Source organism: Maridesulfovibrio sp., assembly GCF_963676065.1.
GTDB lineage: Bacteria > Desulfobacterota > Desulfovibrionia > Desulfovibrionales > Desulfovibrionaceae > Maridesulfovibrio.
Window position 1 is genome coordinate 3,288,801 of record NZ_OY780933.1, and the last position, 18,540, is coordinate 3,307,340.

Genomic DNA, 18,540 nt, shown 5'->3' on the forward strand with positions numbered 1-18,540 from the left:
ATTCATTTCCTCCGGTGTCCCTTCGGGGACCAGATAATTTTAAAAAAACTATTTAAATCAAAACTTGTGACAATGCTTCAGCACAAAGCTTATGCTCTTCACGGGTAAGAGTTCTTGGATCAAGGCAGAATGCCTCTTCTTCTATACGTCCGACCAACGGCGGTTCAGTTTTTAAGAGTCTCTCTTTCAGCTCTTCAACCGTCACATTAGCTTTAGGCTCTGTAGTAACCAGATAAGTTTTTAAATCCTGCTCCGGGAATGCCCCGCCACCAACACGGGAAACGCCTTCTCGCACACCGATATTCGCTGATTCGCCAAGCTCCCGGCGCAAAGTACGGGCGAGGGCTTGAGCCTGTTTTTTCAGGTTTTCGGGTTTTTCGGTAATCATGCGTACAGTAGGCACTTCACGTCTGGCGGTCTCTGGGTCCAGATAAAGCCGCAAGGTAGCCTCAAGTGCAGCAAGGGTCATTTTATCAATACGAACTGCCCGGTTAAGAGGATTCTTTTTAATCATATCAATAATCTTTTTCTTACCGACAATGATCCCCGCCTGCGGTCCGCCGAGAACTTTGTCACCGGAAAAGGAGACTACATCAACCCCTTCGCTGACAACTTCCTGAACGGTAGGTTCGCGCATCAGGCCAAGCCCGGAAAAATTAGTCAGATTCCCGCTGCCGAGGTCTTCATAGACAGGAAGGCCGTGCTTGCGACCAAGCTCAGCCAGTTCACCGCCGGAAACTTCCTTTGTAAATCCGATTACCCGGAAATTGGAAGTATGCACCTTCATTAACAGCGCGGTTTCTTCATTTATAGCATTTTCGTAATCATGTAGATGAGTCCGGTTCGTCGCACCAACTTCACGCAGGAAAGCCCCGCTCTTGGTCATTACGTCCGGGATACGAAATGATCCGCCGATCTCAACCAGCTGTCCACGGGAAACAATAGATTCCCGCCCTTTTGAAAGAGTCTCAAGGGTAATCAGCACCGCCGAAGCATTATTATTGACCACTAGAGCAGCCTGCGCACCGGTAATTTCGCAAATCAGCTTTTCCACATGACTGTATCTGCTGCCCCGCTCCCCGGTACCGAGATCAAATTCAAGATTTGAATAACAGGCACAGGCTTCAGTCACCGCTTTCACCGCCGAATCAGCCAGCAGGGAACGTCCGAGATTGGTATGCACCACTACCCCGGTTCCGTTCAGCACCCGCCGAAAATGAGGCTTCGCCCCGGCCCGCACATGACAGGTAAGACGAGGGAAAAGATTTTCAGGGGAAAGCTGTTTTTCTTCGGTGATGATTCCGCCTTTGATTTCCTCACGGCAGACATCAAGAAAGCCGTTAACCAAATCACGGGAAAGGGTCCGCGGCAAACCGTCGATAACCCCTTCATCTTCAAGCCGGGTCAGGACTGAATCAACAGACGGCAAATATTTAAATAAGTTGGACAACGATTGCCTCCAAAAGCCATTGCGGGAATCTTAAGCCTTAAATTCGCCAAACAGCCGTATTTGCAGTTATTTCAAAATCTACTTTTCTAAAAATTCTGGATACCTTGTATAAAATGCAGCCAGCAAATACAAGGACCCGCAGATTAGAACTGTTTTATCACCGGAAGTAAGCATCAAGAGAGCTTCGTCAATATCTCCGGCAGCTTTTGCTCGCTCTCCAAGGACTTCCGCAAGCTCATCAGCAGGATACGCCCGGTCATTATTCTTTATCCCGCAAGCAATCACCGGCCCGTCTGTCAAACGAAACAAGGTCTTTTTCACCACATCTATATTTTTGTCCTTCATGCAGGAAAAAATAACGGCATCCGGTTTTTCGGCAGAACGATCAAGCTCGGCCTCCAGAGCTTCAAAAGCCTGAGTGTTATGGGCCCCGTCGAGAATATAAGTCTTCTCCGAGTCAACAATCTGCAACCGCCCGGCGATAAAGGCATTTACCACCCCGCCGCGCACCTTGTCTTCATCGAATTCAAGACCGCGTTCTCCGCAGAATAGTTTCCACGCGCATGCAGCAAGCCCGGCATTCTGTTTTTGATGCTCGCCTGCAAGGGAAGGGGCAAGACCGGCAACAACGCCCAGTTCAGCTAGATCATAAATCCTGCATCCAAGTTCCCCGGCGCGCGCTTTGAGAACCTTATCCGCTTCCGGCACCTGTGCGGCTGTGACGGCTATTCCGTTTTCGCGCATGGCATCAGCCTTGTCCGCAGTGATAAGACCGATCGTAGCCCCAAGAATCTTTTCATGATCCAACCCGATCGGGGTAAATACAGTCAGATCGGGATCGACGGTATTGGTAGCATCGAATCTGCCCCCGAGTCCGGCTTCCATCACAGCAAGATCAACCCCGTTGTTCTTAAAGGCAACCAGAGCCATACAGGTAAGCAATTCAAAATAAGTCAGCCCGGCATCAGGGGCAATCTCCATAACCTGATTAGCGACCTCGCACCATTCTTCTTCGGAAAGTAAAGATCCATTAATCGTGATCCGCTCCCGTGGAGTGACGAAATGAGGAGAGGAAAAGGTACCCACTTTTAGCCCATACTCACAGCCGATAGCAGTAAGATATGATGAAGTTGAGCCTTTACCGTTTGTCCCGACAACATGGATAATCGGAAAATCTGGCTTACCGCCCCAACTCTTCACAAACATTTCCATTCTGCCTAGACTCATATCCATATGAAAGAGTCCCAGATTATCCAGATAGGTACTGAATTCCACAAAATTTTTAAATTTCAAAACTTTTTCCTATTTTTTACTTGACCGCTGGGCGCGGTTTGTATAAATAACCATCTCCCACGTGGGGCAGTAGCTCAGTTGGATAGAGCAACGGCCTTCTAAGCCGTTGGCCGAGGGTTCGAATCCTTCCTGCCCCACCACGATATTTCAAGGGTTTATCTTCTACGAAAGGTAAACCCTTTTCTTTTGTAGGTAAGTAAAAGGTAAGTTGGTTGTAAAAAAGTGCAAACCCGAATACCTTTGAATCATGCCGAACAACTCCACAAACACAAAAAAGAAACAACCCCGCATCAAGACCAAGTTCAGCGGGGTATATTACCGGGAATCCGACACCAAGCGCCACAGGGGCAAGCCGGACCGCTCTTTCCTTGTCTGGTATAGCGAGGGAGGCAAAGGCCGCTGGAAAACGATAGGATGGGCCTCTGAGGGCGTCACAGCGCAATATGCCAACGCCAAGCGCACCGAGATCATCGCCGCACTCAAGAACCCTGCCGATAACGGCAACTCCGAATTCACGCTCAATGCTGCCGCCGAGCTGTGGTACGGACGCCGCGAGCTGGACGGAAAGTCCACCAAGAAGGAACGCCAGCGGTACGACAAACATCTGCGCCGCTACTTCGGCGTGCTGCCGCTCAACTCCATCACAACCGACATGCTGCTGCGCACCCGCAACAAGCTCCAGCAGACTCTCTCCGCTGAATCGGTCCGCAAATGTTTTGCATTTGCGCGCAGCTGCGTCAACCTCGCAATTACCGAAAAGCGTTTCCCCGGCCCGAATCCCTTCTCGACCAACAACAGCCAGTTCAGCCTCCCGACCCCGGATAACGGCGCGCTGCGCTTCTTCACTCCCGAAGAAGCAAAGAAGCTGCTGGATGCACTCAAGCTGAAACAATCCCGGCTGGCCTACGACCTCAGTTTCGTAAGCCTCAAGACCGGACTGCGCAGCACCGAGCTTTTCCAGCTGCTCGGGAACTCCATTGAATGGACCGGACACCTGCGCTTTGTCTCCAAGACAAAAGAGATTCACAGGGTCAACGCCCCCAGGGACGTGCTGGAACTGCTGAGTTCCTACAAGCGCCAGCCAAACGAGCATATTTTCCAAGCCCGTGACGGCGGCCCAATCGTCAACGGCGTTACCGGGGTATTCGACCGCACGGTCACAGACCTCGGCTTTAACGATGTTGTGACCGATTCCAAGCTTAAGGTCACCTTTCACACGTGGCGGCATACCTTTGCCAGCTGGTTGGCCCAGTCCGGCAAGGTCACGCTGCACGAGTTGATGGTCTTGATGCGACATAAAAATCTCCAAATGACGCTGCGCTATGCGCACTTGATTCCAGATGAAAACAGAAAGAAACTATCCATAATTGACGAAATGATGCTCTAGCCCTGCTCGATGGTCTTGACCCGGTTCTCAGTGAAATAAGAATCAAGATCCTCACGGCGGTAACGGATGCCGCCGCCGATCCTCGAATAACTCGGCCCCGCACCTTTTCCGCGCCAGTCCTGCAAGGTCTTTTCCTTGACCCCGTATTCCTCGAAAACTTCCCTCGGGGTCAGCCAGAGCACTCTTTTATCCAGTGCCGGAAGCTCTTCCCCGCTGGGATCAGTGACCGACACCGAAACCGAAAGCCCGGAACCCAGATCACTCGCAATCTGGGTCAGCATCCGGCGCACAGCATCAGCCCGTTTACCCGGAGTCATTTCGAAAACATGGGTACCGCTTCCGGTAACAACCACACCGTTCTCAGCAGATACAATCTCTATCTTGCTCATCTCTTCCACCCCCGGCAAAGCATCCTCAAATCTCGAACCTTAATCAGAATGCAATCCCCCTCGGCCAGATGCCGCCGGTCAGGATCGCGCACCAGATCGGCGCGGCCGTAGCAGACATTGCGCCAGTCATTATCCTTCACCAGATCGCAATCGCCTGAGCTGACCAGCCGCAGGTCGCGTTTATCAATGAGGATTGTTTCCCCCTTGCACATATGGCGCAGGTCGTTATTGCCGATCAGATCACATTCACCCGCACCGGCCATAAGGGGGGCGGCGAGGGTGAGTGTGGTTGTGGCCACGGCTGCGAGGATTAAATTTTTCATAACCAGCTCCCTTTATTCCGGCTCAGCAACGCCGACTAAAACGTCCAGTTCAACATCAGCAGCAGTTTTAATGCTGAATTCAACCTCGTTGAGGATTTCCTCTACCCGGTCAGCGGGGATGCCGCTGACTTTTATATCTACTGTGTAGGTTTCGTTATTTTCGCCCATAGTGTTATATTCCTCCTGTTTCTTACATTGGCAAGGCAACTTAAACCACAGTCACAGTCTTAGAGCCGTCACCGTGAGAAGTAGTAATCTGAACCGCAGGGGCTTCCCCCATTGACTGCCGCTCACTCGGCTCAACAACCGCCCCCACTTCGGGGAACTTACCGCCAACGGTGTAAGGCTTGGTGTGATCCTCGTATTCTTCATACGTTATGCCTTCATCAAAAATAGACTTTAAGAGTTCAAGCTGTTCGCCTTTGACTTCATAAAAATCGCAATTGGTGTAACTGCACAGCTTGCCATTAGGGAGGCGCAGCAGAACAAGATCAGTTCCATAATCGCCAGCCTTGATGCGGAGCTGCACAACGTACCCAGCGTAAAAAATCCACCCCTTCTCGCCATGCAGGTTCCCCTGCTGCATTCCGGTTACGTAATAATTGCCGGGCGTGGGGCTTTTCATAAGGCCGCACATAGATTTCCAGTCTCGGTTGTCTAAGAGTTTTTTGATAACTGTATCTCTATCCATCCTCATTCCCTCCCGCCGCTAACCGGAATTGCCGCCGCCAGTTCGCACTCTTTCACAGCCCATGCAACAAGAGACGTCTTTTCGACGGTATGAAGCGCACTGCAAAGAAATGGGAGTTTCAAAACAACCTGTTTTGCGACCACACCGTCAAAAGGCAGGACGCAGCCCGTGGACTTGTGGCGGAGCATGGTTCCTTTTTCGAGTTTTTTGAGTTCTTCGAGTTTCATTTTTTTACCCCTCCATCTCTTTCGGCTCACAAACCAGCAAAAAGCCTTCTTTGGTTTTAATGTCCTTTGCCACTATGACTTTGCCTTCTTCATTCTCGAACCCCAGAATATCGACCCTGCGCCCTACGAGGTCTTCAAGAATGAAGGTTTTGATCAAGTCCGGGTCTATGAATTGGTTGCTGTCTTCCATATTCCACCTCACATCCCCGGCAGCGTAAGCACCTTGCTCACAGCTTCCGGGTCACATTTAAATTTATTTGCCAATCCCGGCTTGGCGTTATCGCGGATGTACCGGAGCACTTCACGCATGCCCAGCTTGTCCATGCAGTAACTCCACAAGCGCGGATGAGTCCGGGCCAGTTGTTGAATGCGGTTCTGGCCTGTTTCCAGCTGCATGCCGAACAAACAGAACACGCAGCCCGTACCTTGAACTCCGGTTGTATCCAGACCGTGCGGAGTTTCTACGATGTGCCCATACACCGAGGCATAGGGCAGATCCTCGCGGCGGATGTATTCAAGGATGTCCTGCCGGGTCCAGAATGCAAGAGGCCAGCTGCGCGGGGTCTTGGCATCAAATGCATTACATCCGGTTTCCACATAGGTTTTCTCGCGGCCCTTGGATTCATCAGCGAGAATGCCGACAAACTGAACCCGCCCGGTTTTCTTCTCATAGCGGTGCATGGGTTCCTTTTTCATGATGTCGCAGCACTTGGATGAAATCTTAAACGGCGCATCAAGCAGGAACCGCCATTGCTGCGCCACCTTGTAGCCTTCAACCTTCTCACCGAAACGGTTGATACCGATGTCATAGAGTCGGTAAATATTCTGGTTGTTTCCGGTCGGGTTACGCAGCACGTTCAAGCCAAGTGCTGTTTTCTTGGAAGCGACCGGCCACCCCACTTCCTTGACCACCCGATGAAACGGCATTTTCGGGCGCATGACGGTTACGTTTTCAGTCCGCGCCACCTGCTGGTTGATTTCCGGATATTCCAGCCCGGTGTTACAATAAACGTTCGGGATTCCGGGACGAACTTTTTTGATAATGTCGATCATCACCGTTGAATCAAAGCCGCCGGAATAGGAACTGGCAACGTGCCAATCAAAAGCCTTTCCAAATTCCTCAATACGTTCCATGGAAAGCTCGATCTTCTTATCAAGAGGCAGGGCTTGCCGCTCTTTCAACGCTTCATATCGTTTCTGCGCTGTGCCGGAATTGAGCTTGTCCCGCCATTTCTTTTCATGGTCGGTCAGGGGTGCTGGGATGTTGCCTTTTGCGTCTAGGACTGTGTTCATGCTGCTGCCCTCACATACGCAGGAATCTCCCCACGATGTTTATAAAAATAGCCCATAATATGGCGTCTTCTTATATCGTTCCAACCTAGTCTGGTCTGTTCCTGCGTAACGGCGTTTTTGACAATTGCGCCTAACGGGTGAAACCACATGGGCAGGGCCTTGACTCCGTGGCTTTCGACCCACAGGCACCGCTCCCAACATTCACGCGGCCCACTATTAAAACCGATCAGGCAGTATGAGCGAATCCGGCTCTTGGGTGTGGCATTGGCAACCAACAGCTTGAAAGCACGTTCCCATTTGTCAGCCATGCCGAAATGGTCGAAAGCCAAACGGACCATCATCCTTTTCAAGCGGCCTATTCTCTCTGCGTGGTGATCGTTCAAAATTCGAGCATCTACACCCTGATTAAAATCAGTCTGAATCTTGCGCTTGTCCCACCGTTCAAGGCGTTCCATGACCCGGTCAAAATGTTCCGGGCTGGCGGCTAAAATATTGTTGTCACAGAGCACAGGGAGGTCGGGCCAATCGTCCAGCTCGACAAGTCCGCCGGGTTCCACCAGTCCTTCACCGATTGCGCAGAATTTACATTTGTTCACGCAGCCGGTTGTTGTGCGGGTAGCCATAGGGTTAACCAGCTGGAGCACTCCGGGATGGCTGTATTCAATGGTCACGTTTGGCATGTCTGCGAAAAATTCCGGCTTGAGGTATGCAGCGGGACCACCGACACGGACCTCATGAAACAGGTTCCCGGTCAGCCATTCACGGACTTCGGGCAGATTCCACGTAAATGGAATGGATACGTGCGGGATGCCGTTTTCTGTCCAGTAGGTGGGGCCTTTGGGCCATGTGGCTACGCTACCCATCACAACCCCCAGCCAAAAGCGGCTTATGAGCTGGAGGATATTCATAAATCTTTTCCAAATCCCCGCGCAGATGAACCCGGCGAAGTGCGGAAGTAAGCAAGGTCATTTCTGCCCTATGGTTCCGGGGCTGGTTTTCGGCCTTCTTGATCCTGCGGATAGTCTTGGGCAGGCAGTACAGCAGCCCCCAACCTTCGGGAAGCTCTTCCGGCTGGATCATGTCTTTAGGGCAAAGCATGTAGCGAAACATGCCCATGCCGTTCTCTGGAATTCGGCGGTGCCATTTTTTACGGTCAGCGCGGAAATCTGCCCGAGATGTTTTGCATTCCACGAGCGTGGAAATAAAGCCTTCGCGCCAGCCTATGGCGTCCGGTATTTCTGAACCGACTGAACCGAGTTCACGGAAAGCAAAATTGCATTTAACCGTACCCAGCAACCAGCGTTCAGCGCGGATAGTGAGGGCTTCGTGGGTGTATTCACTCATATCTAAACCGCCTCCTCGATCGAGCCGCAAAATTCAGCATAATCAGTCATTGTCTCGCATCCTTTTCCAAAGAGCCACGAACGCCAGCGCTGCAGCCACAGGAACCACTCCGTTTCCGAGCAGGCAAAGCTGCTCTGACCGCTGGCCCACCCCATAAGCTGCTCCACCCACGCCGGATTTAGTTGTCCTTGGTTCTTCCCATCCGTGCTGGTGTTCTCCAGGGCCTGCGGGCCAGAGGTCAGCGATTGTTGGCGAATAATTCCGCCCAAGCTCTTGCTCTGCTGGCTGTCTCCCTGCAAACGGTATTTGTGTTCGCTGGAGGTCGGTGTGGGCCAATTCTTTTGAACGCTGTTCATCATCTGCGGAAGACTCTGTCCGGACATGTTTTCCGTGATCGTTCCGCCTCGGGTCGAATCTGTCGCTGCGGGGGTTGCCCATTTGACTTGAGTGGGAAGTCCCGGCGAAGTTCTTTTCCTTTCGCAAGGGCAATCTCTGTGCTGGGAGGCTTTCGGGGTTGTCCACTTCTCCGGGCCCTGGACAACAACATCGTTCAAGTCTTTCGACCTTCCTTGTTTGTCCTTCCGTTGGTCCCGCGCACTGCCTTTCGGGTCTCCACTGCGAAAGTCTCTTGCTTGGGGTGTCGGCCAACTCTGCGAGGATAAACAATCTGTCTCGGACATGCGGCGCGCCGACTTCTTCCGCTGAGAAGATTCCTGTCTCAATCCGGTAACCATCTTCTTGAAGCTCCCTTCTGATTCGGGCAAAGCCACGGGTAAGGTGAGCTGCAACGTTTTCGAAGAACAGCCAGCGCGGATTAACTTCCCGCACAATCCTGCGGATTGCAGGCCAGATATAACGTGGGTCGTTCTCTGCAAGACACTCCCCGGCGTTACTAAAAGGCTGGCACGGGTAGCCGCCAGTGATGATATCCACGATTCCACGCCATGGTTTGCCGTTGAAGGTCGTAGCATCGTCCCAGACAGGAGCTTCATGTAATCCCGCCTTTTCCATCCGATCCACGAGAGAGGCCGCGGCATAGGCTTGCCGTTCGACAATACAAACGGTTCGGTACTGATCTGGCAAGACGAGCGATAAGCCCGCCTCGAGACCACCGCCCCCGGCACATAGAGCCAAGCCATTCACTATTCCCCCCATCCTTCCGGCTTCGCACAAATTTCATATCCGTAAACCCACACCCACGGGTTGTCTTCCCAGCGGGTGCCGGACTTGGTTGTGGTGGTGTCCCAGATATCGGCGAACCACTCAATAGCCATAAAATCAACATCGGCTTGATTTGCCCCCGGCACGGGAATATCAGGGCAGCCTTCCGCGCGGGCATCGTTTGCACTGATCTGCTGCAATCGCTCCATGCGAACATCAGTCACGCGCAGGAACAGGCGGCAGGCCCATTTGGGCATGTGGATAGATGGGGTCCATTTAATCCCGTACATTTCGCGGTCTTCGTCTTCAATGACATGTCCATCAGCTTTATAACAGGCAGGGGTGGACGGCTTTACGCTGCAAGTGCAGTAGTCGCCACCGCAACCGCATTCAGAATCTGACGAATGCCATTCGCGCCATGTTTCCCGGACATAAAGAATATCACCAACCTGATACGGTGCTATTTCTACGCCACTCCACCAGTTGCCAGCGTCGTCCTCAACACAAAAATAGCTAGGATCGTTGCGATCAGTATCGGCGAGAGAAACGTATTTCCACGGAATTAGTCTCCTGGTCTGCGTCTTCCGGTTGTCCAGAGTGGCGCGGGCCATTTCCGTGTTCATGAGGATGGGGCGGATTTTAGACATTCTCGGCCTCCTGCTTAGCCTTCGCAATCTCCACACGATTACGGATGATTTCATATACGGTCCGGTTCGTGGTCAGAGCTTCAACCTGCATATTCCATTCGTTGATAGCTGCGGATTTTTTGCTGCTTCTCGGACCGCATGTTCCGCATACAGTACAAATGACCTGACGCTTATCTTCACCGCCAGCAGTCCCGACTAGAATCATTGTTGGCACTCCGCCGCATGAGCACAGGTGCAAGGGCGTTCGGTGCGTTTGGGCCAGAATTCAGAATTATTATTCATTCTCGGCCTCCGGGCACTCCTCATGCCAGTAAACACCCTCGGTATCGAGGTTGTATTTATCCTTTTCGAAGATCGGCAGACCGCAGTTTTCGCAGTTACCTACGTATCCGCCGCGCTTTTCGTCCTCGGCTCCGATCAGGGTGTAGCCCTGTTCGGCCATTGCTTTTAAGTGTCCCTTAATCTCTTGATTGTTCAGATTAAACACGGATGCTTTTATTGTTTTTGTATAAGTAAGAATCATTTCGCCCATGACTACGCAGCCTCCTCTTCTTCCAATTCATCGCCTTTAGAAAATTCTTCATCAATGTGCCGATGATATTCAAACATCGAGCGGACTTTATCTTCTCCGTACTCGGCGAACTCCTGCGCGGCTTCGCCCATGGAATCGCAAAATCTGGTGTGGGTAGTGGTTCTTCCCCAGCTCCCTTCGGGAAGCATTGCCGGGGACCATTCAAATCTAAACTCTATCCTCGGCTTGAACTCAGCAAGGATGACTGTGAGGACTCCTTCAAAAATCTTGAATTGCTTAACTTTCATCGCAACCACCCTCCCCATCACATCCCTTGTGCCAATGTCCGCCCTGCCCGTCTGAACAAATCTGCTCACCGAACTCGATCGGGGTTTCGCAGACATTGCAGGTTATATTTGTATCCTCACGACCGAGATCAACCCCCAGACACTGAACTTCCTTCTCCTTAGGCTCCATACTGCTGCAAAACGCACTCACGTAATCGATATAATTCTCAGCGGAAAACGGGCCGAGATATTCAACGGCATCACCTGCCGGGACCATTTCATTGAGCACAGTATTATGCTCGAACGGATGCCACTTATTCACCAAGTAGCAATGCACCGCCGGTTCCGCTGCGGAGTCAGCCCGCACAAAATAGAAACCGGAGGAATTCGGTTTTTCGGTTGTCCAGCCTTTAATGTCGGCAAGACGGCGCATAAAAAAATTTTCATAAGCCTTGACCTTAGCCATGATTGATTCGTGCAAATTTTCTCTATGACTCATAATCCCCTCACCCCAGCGGACAGTAATCCGCCATTGTAGTTTCCTGAGAACCGATTGCGGGCTTGCCCACAGCAGCGGCAAAATCATCTAAATTCTTGAGCACGTTAAAGCGAGAACCCAGCCGGTGACGGTATCGATCTGTCGGAGCCAATTTCGGCTCTTGAGTCGGTGGGAGTTTGGGCTTGCAGGTCCTCTCCTCGCGCAATTTTAAATTGCTGATTTCGGCCTGATCCTGCAGCTGCTGCATGAAACGTTTTTTGTTATCGATAACCAGCTCCTCGCCGAACAGTTCGCGATATAGCCTCGTCACAGGTTTAACCATGGTTTTTCTCCTGCCACTATGGGATACATTCGTCAGCGGCAGCACGTAATAAATCGTCGCGCTCTTCATAACTGGCCGGCGGCAGTACCCAATCGGTGAATAACCGGACGGCACGACCCGAATTACGGCGCAGTCACGGTCCATGGCAAAATCAGTACCCGGTATCCGTTTAATTTCATCGCTCATGATAAACTCCTCTCTCGCATGTATCCGGCTCAATTTCCGGTACTCCCGGCAGGGCCAGTTCGTTTAATTCGTCCATATCAATCAACAGCACGCCTATTTTGCAGGACCCAATCGGTTCCAAATGAGGGCGCAGCCTGCGCAGCCTCCGCTTAATGGCTTCCACTTCCGCCATTACGTGGGGATTGTCGTGCATGGTTCCCTCCGTTCTGCTTCCCGCTCAAGAGCGTTTTCCAGCCGAGCCACGCAGACCGCAGCGGTAAAACCGTCAACAATAGGCATGTCCCGCAGCTTGTCGGCAACGCCGCGGGCAGCCTCTTCCACACTTTCTACGCAGGTCATGCCCTGCGGGTTGTAACTTAGCGGAATCATGCTTTTCTCCTTTCAACTCTCCCCGGTCGAGGGGTGTTATGTGGTAAAATTACCGGGGAGAGCCGAATTTTGCCGGGTAACCCGATTCCGGCTGGCCTGCTACAGGAGGATTTGTAAAATGAGTCCCGACCGGGAATCCTACGAACCGACCTTAGATCCCTAGGACGCATCTAACACCGAGGCCGACCCCATGCCGACCCAGCGCTCCCGGCCGGGAAATTTATGAAATTTATTTTATGGCCTCCAGCCCGTTGAGGATCGCAATCCCCTTGTTCAGCACGTCCCGCAGCTCTTTACAGATGCGCCGCGCCTCGGCTTTATCAACCTCGTTGTCTTCAACTGCTTTTTCCGCTTCTTGGGAAACCTCGCCCATTTCCAGCACCAGCAAATTCAACTCCCGGAGCAGTCCGAGGCAATCGAGGGCGTCAAACTCCAGCTTCAAACCGCCGAACTCAACCTGTGCCTGCAGCCAGTCCAACAGGATGGTGTTACCCAGCACAACGCAGAGCTTCGGAATGGTCGGCAGACTCGGCCAGTAGCTGTCGTCATAAAAAATCCTCTGCGCGTGACCGGGTTTCCAGCTCATTTCCGCTTGAATTTCATCTATAGTTTTGCCGGATTGGATGCGTGCCAGACTCAGGGCATCGGGGAGGCTCATGGTTTCAAATGATTTAGTCATAGTGTGTTTTTCACTCCGTCACTCACATTGGCAGGCTAAAATTTTTGTGTAATTATTCGAGAATTGGAAAAGCCGTTCCAGATTTAGACGTCCATTTTTGCCTTAGGTTGCAATCCGGGGCGTCCGCTGGTGGCGACAGGCAAATAGCGGGGTTCAACACCGGCCTGTTTCAACGCTTCACGTTGAGCAGGAGAACAAAGTCCGGAGTGCATTATCTTGGAGGCTCGCGCGGAGGAAACACCCAGCAGATCGGCTACCCACGCATTCCATTTTTCGTGCCGGATCAACCAGCAGCGGAATTCCTTTGATTGACGGGAGGCGTCGCTTTTTGTACTCATAATCTTTGTATTAGGTTAAATGGTTAACCTAATTGATGAGGTCAATTAGGTTTATTCGTTCACTTAGGTTTATAATTAATCCATTTTTGGAAAAAGAGTCAATACTAATTTCCAAAAATAGACATAAAAGCGGAAATTACTTTAAAAATGGAATTATTTGAACGCATTAATCAGGTTATAGAAACCTTTTATGATGGAAAATCATCACATTTGGCGGCTGCTGTGCGGGTTCCTGCCAATACGTTCAACAGACAAATTTCCAAAAACAACCAGCAAAAAATCAGTCTGCATCTACTTTTTCAAATTTTGGAAAAAACGCCTGAGGTCTGCCGGGATTGGCTGTTCTTCGGAGAGGGAGGAATGCTAAAATCGCAGACGGAATCATTGAAATCACCAGAACAATCCGAGCCGGAACAAACGTCAGAGGCACACCCTGCTCCGCCGGAGGTCTCCGACCCGATTAGTCAGCGCATTTTGATCACAACCCAAGCACTGGAAAAAGCGGGCGCATCACAGGAAAAAATTCAGGACGCCATTATGGCTATACTCAAACCCGGCACTACCTACACAACAGGCGATGACCGTAACAGCTGGCGAGAACGTAAATTCGCAGCAGAACAACACACAGAATATGAACCGAGTGAGGGGAAGGGGAAGGACAGGGCCAGCTAAATTTTTTATAACCAGACAGACGGGCTAAAAATACCATGAACGAGTATAAACATTTCGCGCAGCAGATAAAAAAAATCGGCGCAGATTTCCAGAGAGGAAATATAACGCCGGAAAGATGCGCCATAAGACTGCGCGCGCTGGCTGAATCAATCGAGGAAGAAGCCGCCACAGCAGGCCCCGAATGGCAAGATTTTCTCGCGGAACTGGTTGAGAGGATTCATGGCATCGTGGAAAATCTTCAGCCGGAGAAAACTGTATTGCAGTGAAATTTTAAATTATCAATCTTTTGCCACATACTTAGCTATACCCAGCTTTTTACGCCGCAAAGCCACAGCTGGAGGCTTGCATCCTATCATTTTGGAAATTTTGTAATCTGTATCAGTGCCCAGCAAATAATCCCATTTACTCCAATCCACCCGCCGCCGGGAACCTTCAGCGCGAAAAGCCTTTTCCGTGCGAACCCACGGCGAGATACCTTTGCTCACCCGTCTATTTCTCACAGCTGCAACTAAACAGCCTATTTCTGCAGCCAGATCAGCATCAGTTTCTTTTCCCAGACGAGAATCCCAGTCACTCCAATTTATAAAAAAACCGGGTTCGATCCCAAGCTCACGGCGTTTTTTCCTTAGCGCGATCAACGAGCACCCTATCTTATCTGCCAGTTCCGGGTCAGGCAGCACTCCCATCAGTGAAATCCACTTTTCCCAATCAATCCTTTTTTTGGAACCATATGACGGAATCCCCAATCTAGCACGATGCCGGGCAACTGTGGCTGGGGCACTACCAATCTCAGCAGCTATATCCTTATCAGACTTTGTGCCTAGTAAATGCCTAACTTTTTCCCAATCTATTTCAGACATACAATTCTCCTTGCCGCGCTAAATACCCAAAATAACATCCCTGAATCAAGCACATAATCCGTAAAAATAGTTTGATTCCCAATAATAATTACGCTAATTGAGTTTGGTTCTTATATATAAAACAAAACATGTATTTCCATAGGAGGGATCATGCATAAAATCAGGGGAACTTATTTAAATATTGTCTTGATTGGGCTGCTTTCGCTTACCTGCGGCTGCGTTGCCGCATCAAAACACAAGACAAATGTTCAGGATACAACCGCTGACAAAATTACAGTAGGTAAAGTACAGCGGGAAATTAAAGTCGGCATGAGCGGCGCAGATGTCATTTCCGTGCTTGGTTCACCCAATATTGTCAGCACCGATTCCAAACGCCGCGAAGTATGGGTTTATGATAAAATTTCTACCGAACAGGTCTACTCAAAATCAAGCGGCTTTGCGAGCTTGATCCTCATTGGTGGCAATCAGGCATCCGGAGCATCATCCACCAGCCAGCGCACCCTAACCATTATCGTTAAATTCGATGATCAGGGTCTGGTGCGCGACTTTGCATACAGACAGTCTAGCTTCTAATGGAACTACGAATGAAAAATATAGCAAAATTAATACTGCTGATTCTGATCTGTTCAGCTTTTGCCGGCTGCGCCACAAAAATCCCCAAAGACGCGTTGACTCTGGCTCCTGAGAGCCTCAAGGAACGCGAAAGACAAACCCGCTATTTTGAGACCGGCGATGAACAATTCTTGATGTCTGCCGGAGCTCAGGTGCTGCAGGATATGGGATTCAATCTAGAAGAGTCCGAAATGGAGTTAGGAGTCGTAACCGGCTCAAAGCATAGGGACGCAACAGATGGCGGTCAGGTTGTTGCAGCCATTTTCGTGGCCGCGCTTACCGGTGCGGTAGCCCCTATTGATAAGGACCAGATAATCAGGGTCTCTATTGTGACCAGACCACTCGACTTCAACCAGGAACAAGCCGATAAAATATCCGACAAGCTCCGTCAGAAACTTACCAAAAAAATCAGGGATAAAACCGCACAAGTCCTTAAGAAAGAGTTTGAAGATGGACTTGAAGGACAGGTTCAGCAAAACTTGATCTCTACAGTTGTCAACGATCTCTCCGAAGATTTTGGCGATCAGGTAGATATGGAACTCCGCCAGCTCTTAAGTTCAGGCAGAGTCGCTTTTCGCGTCACGTTCCAGAGGCTGATCTACAACACTCAGCGCATGGTAACTAAACGCGAATCAATTAAAGACGATAAAGTTTATCAGGAATTTTTTGCAAAACTCAGCAAATCAGTATTCTTAGAGGCTCATAACATATGAAAAAATTAATTCTACTCGCCACACTACTTACAGTTTTTATGGCTGCAGGCTGCGCAAATAGAAATCAACACATCCTTGATTCAAACGGCGCGGAGCAGCTCAAACTTAGATCAATGCAAACCAGAATTTACGATACATCAGATCGTGAATCCACCCTGCGTACTGTCATTGCTACCCTGCAGGATTTGGGATTTGTTATCGATAAGGCTGATAGCCGCCTCGGCTCAGTCTCAGCCACAAAACTCGAAAAATACGACCTGCGCATGACTGTTTCAGTCCGCCCCAAAAGCGCAGAACAGCTCTCAGTCCGTGCCAATGCGCAGTACAACATCTACCCCGTGACCGACCCAGAGCCGTATCAACGGTTTTTTGATGCTCTATCCAAGTCGTTATTTTTAACGGCGCAGATGGAAGAAGAATAAAGCAATAAAAAAGGCCACGACTAAATCGTGGCCTTTTTTATTGCCTGATAACGCTTAGCAATAATAAGAAAATAAACTATTCCTCAAAGGGACCGGGCTTAAAAGTTCCGTCGGGATGCAGGTAACCGGTTTCGGCCACAATTTCCTTTGCCTTCCTTTTTTTACATTGTGCAACTGCACTCGTCATAGGCTCAGCCGCCTCAGTAAGCAAAATTTCTTTATTCTCTTCAACGGTCTTACTGTTAGGAACAAACTCGTCGGGAATGTCTAGATGCTCTTTAATGATCTCCTTAGGCACCTGAGGTGTTTGCATTTCCTCTGGCAAATCTATGATACCACGCAAAGCCATTTCATTTTTCATTTTCACAACTTCAAGCTGCGCTTTTTCTTTCAGTACCTTGTTCAATTCCGTTTGGGAAACAGATTGCTGGTGAAGGTCCCATGCTGCCAAACTACAAGAACTGGTGATTACCAGTCCCGCCGCCACAATTAAGACTTTTGCATATTTAGACGGGAGGGTCTTTTCAACGAAATTTCCAAAAAAATCCAAAGACCCCGTATGAATGGATGCCACACGCATAGTCTGGGCATACCCGGGAAAGGCAGTTCTCAATTTAAGTTTAATCTTCTCCAGGTCAGTTTCTTCAGTGGTCATCAGATACTGCACCCGGTTGACACTAAGCTGAATGCCCATAAGAAATACGCTCATGTCATAGGGGGTCCAATCATAAGCATCAGTATAGATTCTAAGCGTATAGACTGGTTCATTTTTGGTTTCAGTGTCCGCTTTTTCGTGGGACTGTTTTTCGTAATATTCTTCTTCATCTCTGAAAATACACCCAGAAAGTTGTTTCTCTGTTAAGGGTACTTCCAATTCATTGAGCTGTACTTTGGAAGTAAAGGTAGTATTCAAAAGGGTCCCACCTCTAAGGTTCGCCCCTTGGAGATTCGCCCCTTCGAGGTGCGCCCCTTTGAGATACGCCCCTCCGAGATACGCCCTTTGAAAGCTCGCCCCTTGGAGATTAGCATCTTTGAGATTAGCATCTTTGAGATACGCCCCTTGGACATTCGCCCCTTTGAGGTTAGCCCCCACAAGACACACCGAATCGAGGTTCGTAGCTTGGAGGCTCGCCCCTTTGAGATTAGCCCCTTCTAGGTTCACCTCTTTGAGATACGCCCCTTCGAAATCAGCCCCTTTGAGATTAGCCCCTCTGAGGTTCGCATTAAAAAAATTCGCATCACAAAAAATCGCATCTTCGAGCTTCATAAATTGGAGGTCCGCCCTAAAGAAATCCGGTTTTGCACCTTTATTTTCCCCACGCCATTTATTCCAAGCCTCAACTCCTTGATTCAATATTGCCATATAATTAAGACCCGCCATCGTTATAACCTCCTTAGAAAACTAACAGTAAGAAATTTTTTAGCGATTTGAATGAAAATAACAAGCAATGTCAATATATTTAACTGATTATAGTTTTGAGATATGCATAAGGTAGGGATAAGAAACAGACGAGATAGATTTTTTATATCCCGTCTGATAATAAGGAAAGGGTAAAACTAAAAATACCACTATTCAGTAACAAAGGAGAGCAAGATGTCTATGGCTACTGGAATTCTCGTGAAGCTTAGATCAGGCGGACCGATCATGGTCGTAGAAAAGACAGAAAACACAAACGAGGTAACATGCGTGTGGAGCACTGAATATTATACAGCCAGAGAAACTTTTTTAGAGAACTGCCTCACGAGAGTAAAAGAGAATACAGATAGTGGTTTCATTGTAGCGCCTTTGGAAGATAATTATAACGAAGAATAAAAACAACAATCCCTGCCGCTCACAACGAACGGCAGGGATTTTTCAGGGGTAC

The 18,540-nt window shown here is 49.8% G+C and carries 31 protein-coding genes and 1 tRNA gene; 8 read left to right on the plus strand and 24 right to left on the minus strand.

Annotated elements, in window-relative coordinates:
- Positions 1 to 52 precede the first annotated feature (52 nt).
- Positions 53 to 1,450 carry an L-seryl-tRNA(Sec) selenium transferase gene (gene selA, locus ACKU35_RS14745; RefSeq protein WP_319760295.1) on the minus strand — a complete coding sequence of 466 codons (1,398 nt, stop codon included), beginning with the start codon at positions 1,448 to 1,450 and terminating at the stop codon, positions 53 to 55.
- A gap of 78 nt (positions 1,451 to 1,528) precedes the next feature.
- A complete protein-coding gene (locus ACKU35_RS14750; RefSeq protein WP_319760297.1) occupies positions 1,529 to 2,743 on the minus strand; it encodes a folylpolyglutamate synthase/dihydrofolate synthase family protein in 1,215 nt (404 codons plus the stop codon).
- A gap of 63 nt (positions 2,744 to 2,806) precedes the next feature.
- On the opposite strand from ACKU35_RS14750, the gene ACKU35_RS14755 reads away from it, so the two are divergent.
- Positions 2,807 to 2,883 (plus strand) — tRNA-Arg (locus ACKU35_RS14755).
- 107 nt (positions 2,884 to 2,990) lie between these two features.
- Positions 2,991 to 4,130: a tyrosine-type recombinase/integrase gene (locus ACKU35_RS14760; protein WP_319760299.1), complete on the plus strand. Its 1,140-nt coding sequence runs from the start codon at positions 2,991 to 2,993 to the stop codon at positions 4,128 to 4,130.
- Here the strand turns inward: ACKU35_RS14760 and ACKU35_RS14765 are convergent.
- From ACKU35_RS14765 to ACKU35_RS14860, 20 genes are all read right to left on the minus strand, one after another.
- Positions 4,127 to 4,519 carry a helix-turn-helix domain-containing protein gene (locus ACKU35_RS14765; RefSeq protein ID WP_319760301.1) on the minus strand — a complete coding sequence of 131 codons (393 nt, stop codon included), beginning with the start codon at positions 4,517 to 4,519 and terminating at the stop codon, positions 4,127 to 4,129. The two genes, ACKU35_RS14760 and ACKU35_RS14765, sit on opposite strands and share 4 nt — an antisense overlap.
- Positions 4,516 to 4,842: a hypothetical protein gene (locus tag ACKU35_RS14770; RefSeq protein WP_319760302.1), complete on the minus strand. Its 327-nt coding sequence runs from the start codon at positions 4,840 to 4,842 to the stop codon at positions 4,516 to 4,518. Before ACKU35_RS14770 ends, ACKU35_RS14765 begins: the two co-directional genes overlap by 4 nt.
- Before the next feature lie 12 nt (positions 4,843 to 4,854).
- The gene (locus tag ACKU35_RS14775) at positions 4,855 to 5,010 is read right to left on the minus strand and encodes a hypothetical protein (RefSeq protein ID WP_319760303.1); all 156 of its coding nucleotides are present in this window, start codon (positions 5,008 to 5,010) and stop codon (positions 4,855 to 4,857) included.
- Positions 5,011 to 5,050: 40 nt separating this feature from the next.
- Complete coding sequence (locus ACKU35_RS14780; RefSeq protein ID WP_319760305.1) at positions 5,051 to 5,533, minus strand: hypothetical protein; 483 nt, start codon at positions 5,531 to 5,533, stop codon at positions 5,051 to 5,053.
- Between the two features lie 2 nt (positions 5,534 to 5,535).
- The gene (locus ACKU35_RS14785; protein ID WP_319760307.1) at positions 5,536 to 5,760 is read right to left on the minus strand and encodes a hypothetical protein; all 225 of its coding nucleotides are present in this window, start codon (positions 5,758 to 5,760) and stop codon (positions 5,536 to 5,538) included.
- Positions 5,761 to 5,764: 4 nt separating this feature from the next.
- The gene (locus ACKU35_RS14790; protein WP_319760309.1) at positions 5,765 to 5,950 is read right to left on the minus strand and encodes a hypothetical protein; all 186 of its coding nucleotides are present in this window, start codon (positions 5,948 to 5,950) and stop codon (positions 5,765 to 5,767) included.
- 8 nt (positions 5,951 to 5,958) lie between these two features.
- Positions 5,959 to 7,053, minus strand: a complete 1,095-nt coding sequence (locus tag ACKU35_RS14795) for a phosphoadenosine phosphosulfate reductase family protein (RefSeq protein WP_319760311.1) — start codon at positions 7,051 to 7,053, stop codon at positions 5,959 to 5,961.
- Positions 7,050 to 7,916, minus strand: coding sequence for a hypothetical protein (locus tag ACKU35_RS14800; protein WP_319760313.1), 867 nt, complete (start codon positions 7,914 to 7,916; stop codon positions 7,050 to 7,052). The genes ACKU35_RS14795 and ACKU35_RS14800 overlap by 4 nt, the downstream gene beginning before the upstream one ends.
- Positions 7,909 to 8,397 (minus strand): hypothetical protein, encoded by a 489-nt coding sequence (locus ACKU35_RS14805; RefSeq protein WP_319760315.1) that lies wholly within the window; start codon positions 8,395 to 8,397, stop codon positions 7,909 to 7,911. The genes ACKU35_RS14800 and ACKU35_RS14805 overlap by 8 nt, the downstream gene beginning before the upstream one ends.
- Before the next feature lie 42 nt (positions 8,398 to 8,439).
- Entirely contained in the window at positions 8,440 to 9,552 is a 1,113-nt protein-coding gene (locus ACKU35_RS14810; protein ID WP_319765413.1) for a DNA cytosine methyltransferase, read from the minus strand.
- Complete coding sequence (locus tag ACKU35_RS14815) at positions 9,540 to 10,205, minus strand: hypothetical protein (RefSeq protein WP_319760317.1); 666 nt, start codon at positions 10,203 to 10,205, stop codon at positions 9,540 to 9,542. The genes ACKU35_RS14810 and ACKU35_RS14815 overlap by 13 nt, the downstream gene beginning before the upstream one ends.
- Entirely contained in the window at positions 10,198 to 10,410 is a 213-nt protein-coding gene (locus tag ACKU35_RS14820) for a hypothetical protein (protein ID WP_319760318.1), read from the minus strand. Before ACKU35_RS14820 ends, ACKU35_RS14815 begins: the two co-directional genes overlap by 8 nt.
- 69 nt (positions 10,411 to 10,479) lie before the next feature.
- Complete coding sequence (locus ACKU35_RS14825) at positions 10,480 to 10,737, minus strand: hypothetical protein (protein ID WP_319760320.1); 258 nt, start codon at positions 10,735 to 10,737, stop codon at positions 10,480 to 10,482.
- Between the two features lie 2 nt (positions 10,738 to 10,739).
- Positions 10,740 to 11,024, minus strand: a complete 285-nt coding sequence (locus tag ACKU35_RS14830) for a hypothetical protein (protein WP_319760322.1) — start codon at positions 11,022 to 11,024, stop codon at positions 10,740 to 10,742.
- Positions 11,014 to 11,502, minus strand: coding sequence for a hypothetical protein (locus tag ACKU35_RS14835; protein ID WP_319760324.1), 489 nt, complete (start codon positions 11,500 to 11,502; stop codon positions 11,014 to 11,016). The genes ACKU35_RS14830 and ACKU35_RS14835 overlap by 11 nt, the downstream gene beginning before the upstream one ends.
- Before the next feature lie 7 nt (positions 11,503 to 11,509).
- A complete protein-coding gene (locus ACKU35_RS14840) occupies positions 11,510 to 12,010 on the minus strand; it encodes a hypothetical protein (protein ID WP_319760326.1) in 501 nt (166 codons plus the stop codon).
- Positions 12,000 to 12,203, minus strand: coding sequence for a hypothetical protein (locus ACKU35_RS14845; protein ID WP_319760328.1), 204 nt, complete (start codon positions 12,201 to 12,203; stop codon positions 12,000 to 12,002). Before ACKU35_RS14845 ends, ACKU35_RS14840 begins: the two co-directional genes overlap by 11 nt.
- Positions 12,182 to 12,379, minus strand: a complete 198-nt coding sequence (locus ACKU35_RS14850; RefSeq protein WP_319760330.1) for a hypothetical protein — start codon at positions 12,377 to 12,379, stop codon at positions 12,182 to 12,184. Before ACKU35_RS14850 ends, ACKU35_RS14845 begins: the two co-directional genes overlap by 22 nt.
- 229 nt (positions 12,380 to 12,608) lie before the next feature.
- Positions 12,609 to 13,058 (minus strand): phage regulatory CII family protein, encoded by a 450-nt coding sequence (locus tag ACKU35_RS14855; protein WP_319760331.1) that lies wholly within the window; start codon positions 13,056 to 13,058, stop codon positions 12,609 to 12,611.
- A gap of 83 nt (positions 13,059 to 13,141) precedes the next feature.
- The gene (locus ACKU35_RS14860) at positions 13,142 to 13,396 is read right to left on the minus strand and encodes a hypothetical protein (RefSeq protein ID WP_319760333.1); all 255 of its coding nucleotides are present in this window, start codon (positions 13,394 to 13,396) and stop codon (positions 13,142 to 13,144) included.
- 147 nt (positions 13,397 to 13,543) lie between these two features.
- Between ACKU35_RS14860 and ACKU35_RS14865 the strand changes: the two genes are divergently transcribed.
- Together ACKU35_RS14865 and ACKU35_RS14870 are read left to right on the plus strand one after the other, a co-directional pair.
- Entirely contained in the window at positions 13,544 to 14,068 is a 525-nt protein-coding gene (locus ACKU35_RS14865; protein ID WP_319760335.1) for a hypothetical protein, read from the plus strand.
- Between the two features lie 35 nt (positions 14,069 to 14,103).
- The gene (locus ACKU35_RS14870) at positions 14,104 to 14,334 is read left to right on the plus strand and encodes a hypothetical protein (protein ID WP_319760336.1); all 231 of its coding nucleotides are present in this window, start codon (positions 14,104 to 14,106) and stop codon (positions 14,332 to 14,334) included.
- Positions 14,335 to 14,346: 12 nt separating this feature from the next.
- Here the strand turns inward: ACKU35_RS14870 and ACKU35_RS14875 are convergent, their stop codons facing one another.
- The gene (locus ACKU35_RS14875; protein WP_319760338.1) at positions 14,347 to 14,928 is read right to left on the minus strand and encodes a hypothetical protein; all 582 of its coding nucleotides are present in this window, start codon (positions 14,926 to 14,928) and stop codon (positions 14,347 to 14,349) included.
- A gap of 150 nt (positions 14,929 to 15,078) precedes the next feature.
- Between ACKU35_RS14875 and bamE the strand changes: the two genes are divergently transcribed.
- From bamE to ACKU35_RS14890, 3 genes are read left to right on the plus strand one after another with little or no spacing between them, the layout of a single operon-like run.
- Complete coding sequence (bamE, locus tag ACKU35_RS14880) at positions 15,079 to 15,501, plus strand: outer membrane protein assembly factor BamE (RefSeq protein ID WP_319760340.1); 423 nt, start codon at positions 15,079 to 15,081, stop codon at positions 15,499 to 15,501.
- 11 nt (positions 15,502 to 15,512) lie between these two features.
- Positions 15,513 to 16,253, plus strand: a complete 741-nt coding sequence (locus ACKU35_RS14885; RefSeq protein WP_319760342.1) for a hypothetical protein — start codon at positions 15,513 to 15,515, stop codon at positions 16,251 to 16,253.
- Positions 16,250 to 16,675 carry a hypothetical protein gene (locus ACKU35_RS14890; protein ID WP_319760343.1) on the plus strand — a complete coding sequence of 142 codons (426 nt, stop codon included), beginning with the start codon at positions 16,250 to 16,252 and terminating at the stop codon, positions 16,673 to 16,675. The genes ACKU35_RS14885 and ACKU35_RS14890 overlap by 4 nt, the downstream gene beginning before the upstream one ends.
- A 76-nt stretch (positions 16,676 to 16,751) precedes the next feature.
- On the opposite strand, the gene ACKU35_RS14895 is transcribed toward ACKU35_RS14890, so the two are convergent.
- Positions 16,752 to 18,056 carry a pentapeptide repeat-containing protein gene (locus ACKU35_RS14895; protein WP_319760345.1) on the minus strand — a complete coding sequence of 435 codons (1,305 nt, stop codon included), beginning with the start codon at positions 18,054 to 18,056 and terminating at the stop codon, positions 16,752 to 16,754.
- Between the two features lie 213 nt (positions 18,057 to 18,269).
- On the opposite strand from ACKU35_RS14895, the gene ACKU35_RS14900 reads away from it, so the two are divergent.
- Positions 18,270 to 18,488 (plus strand): hypothetical protein, encoded by a 219-nt coding sequence (locus ACKU35_RS14900; RefSeq protein ID WP_319760346.1) that lies wholly within the window; start codon positions 18,270 to 18,272, stop codon positions 18,486 to 18,488.
- Positions 18,489 to 18,540: the final 52 nt, after the last annotated feature.

Bases quoted from the DNA above. Each gene is read 5' to 3' on its own strand.
- ACKU35_RS14760 (WP_319760299.1), top strand. From the start codon at position 2,991: ATGCCGAACAACTCCACAAACACAAAAAAGAAACAACCCCGCATCAAG.
- ACKU35_RS14765 (WP_319760301.1), bottom strand. From the start codon at position 4,519: ATGAGCAAGATAGAGATTGTATCTGCTGAGAACGGTGTGGTTGTTACC.
- ACKU35_RS14770 (WP_319760302.1), bottom strand. From the start codon at position 4,842: ATGAAAAATTTAATCCTCGCAGCCGTGGCCACAACCACACTCACCCTC.
- ACKU35_RS14775 (WP_319760303.1), bottom strand. From the start codon at position 5,010: ATGGGCGAAAATAACGAAACCTACACAGTAGATATAAAAGTCAGCGGC.
- ACKU35_RS14780 (WP_319760305.1), bottom strand. From the start codon at position 5,533: ATGGATAGAGATACAGTTATCAAAAAACTCTTAGACAACCGAGACTGG.
- ACKU35_RS14785 (WP_319760307.1), bottom strand. From the start codon at position 5,760: ATGAAACTCGAAGAACTCAAAAAACTCGAAAAAGGAACCATGCTCCGC.
- ACKU35_RS14790 (WP_319760309.1), bottom strand. From the start codon at position 5,950: ATGGAAGACAGCAACCAATTCATAGACCCGGACTTGATCAAAACCTTC.
- ACKU35_RS14795 (WP_319760311.1), bottom strand. From the start codon at position 7,053: ATGAACACAGTCCTAGACGCAAAAGGCAACATCCCAGCACCCCTGACC.
- ACKU35_RS14800 (WP_319760313.1), bottom strand. From the start codon at position 7,916: ATGGGTAGCGTAGCCACATGGCCCAAAGGCCCCACCTACTGGACAGAA.
- ACKU35_RS14805 (WP_319760315.1), bottom strand. From the start codon at position 8,397: ATGAGTGAATACACCCACGAAGCCCTCACTATCCGCGCTGAACGCTGG.
- ACKU35_RS14810 (WP_319765413.1), bottom strand. From the start codon at position 9,552: ATGGGGGGAATAGTGAATGGCTTGGCTCTATGTGCCGGGGGCGGTGGT.
- ACKU35_RS14815 (WP_319760317.1), bottom strand. From the start codon at position 10,205: ATGTCTAAAATCCGCCCCATCCTCATGAACACGGAAATGGCCCGCGCC.
- ACKU35_RS14820 (WP_319760318.1), bottom strand. From the start codon at position 10,410: ATGATTCTAGTCGGGACTGCTGGCGGTGAAGATAAGCGTCAGGTCATT.
- ACKU35_RS14825 (WP_319760320.1), bottom strand. From the start codon at position 10,737: ATGGGCGAAATGATTCTTACTTATACAAAAACAATAAAAGCATCCGTG.
- ACKU35_RS14830 (WP_319760322.1), bottom strand. From the start codon at position 11,024: ATGAAAGTTAAGCAATTCAAGATTTTTGAAGGAGTCCTCACAGTCATC.
- ACKU35_RS14835 (WP_319760324.1), bottom strand. From the start codon at position 11,502: ATGAGTCATAGAGAAAATTTGCACGAATCAATCATGGCTAAGGTCAAG.
- ACKU35_RS14840 (WP_319760326.1), bottom strand. From the start codon at position 12,010: ATGAGCGATGAAATTAAACGGATACCGGGTACTGATTTTGCCATGGAC.
- ACKU35_RS14845 (WP_319760328.1), bottom strand. From the start codon at position 12,203: ATGCACGACAATCCCCACGTAATGGCGGAAGTGGAAGCCATTAAGCGG.
- ACKU35_RS14850 (WP_319760330.1), bottom strand. From the start codon at position 12,379: ATGATTCCGCTAAGTTACAACCCGCAGGGCATGACCTGCGTAGAAAGT.
- ACKU35_RS14855 (WP_319760331.1), bottom strand. From the start codon at position 13,058: ATGACTAAATCATTTGAAACCATGAGCCTCCCCGATGCCCTGAGTCTG.
- ACKU35_RS14860 (WP_319760333.1), bottom strand. From the start codon at position 13,396: ATGAGTACAAAAAGCGACGCCTCCCGTCAATCAAAGGAATTCCGCTGC.
- ACKU35_RS14865 (WP_319760335.1), top strand. From the start codon at position 13,544: ATGGAATTATTTGAACGCATTAATCAGGTTATAGAAACCTTTTATGAT.
- ACKU35_RS14870 (WP_319760336.1), top strand. From the start codon at position 14,104: ATGAACGAGTATAAACATTTCGCGCAGCAGATAAAAAAAATCGGCGCA.
- ACKU35_RS14875 (WP_319760338.1), bottom strand. From the start codon at position 14,928: ATGTCTGAAATAGATTGGGAAAAAGTTAGGCATTTACTAGGCACAAAG.
- bamE (WP_319760340.1), top strand. From the start codon at position 15,079: ATGCATAAAATCAGGGGAACTTATTTAAATATTGTCTTGATTGGGCTG.
- ACKU35_RS14885 (WP_319760342.1), top strand. From the start codon at position 15,513: ATGAAAAATATAGCAAAATTAATACTGCTGATTCTGATCTGTTCAGCT.
- ACKU35_RS14890 (WP_319760343.1), top strand. From the start codon at position 16,250: ATGAAAAAATTAATTCTACTCGCCACACTACTTACAGTTTTTATGGCT.
- ACKU35_RS14895 (WP_319760345.1), bottom strand. From the start codon at position 18,056: ATGGCGGGTCTTAATTATATGGCAATATTGAATCAAGGAGTTGAGGCT.
- ACKU35_RS14900 (WP_319760346.1), top strand. From the start codon at position 18,270: ATGTCTATGGCTACTGGAATTCTCGTGAAGCTTAGATCAGGCGGACCG.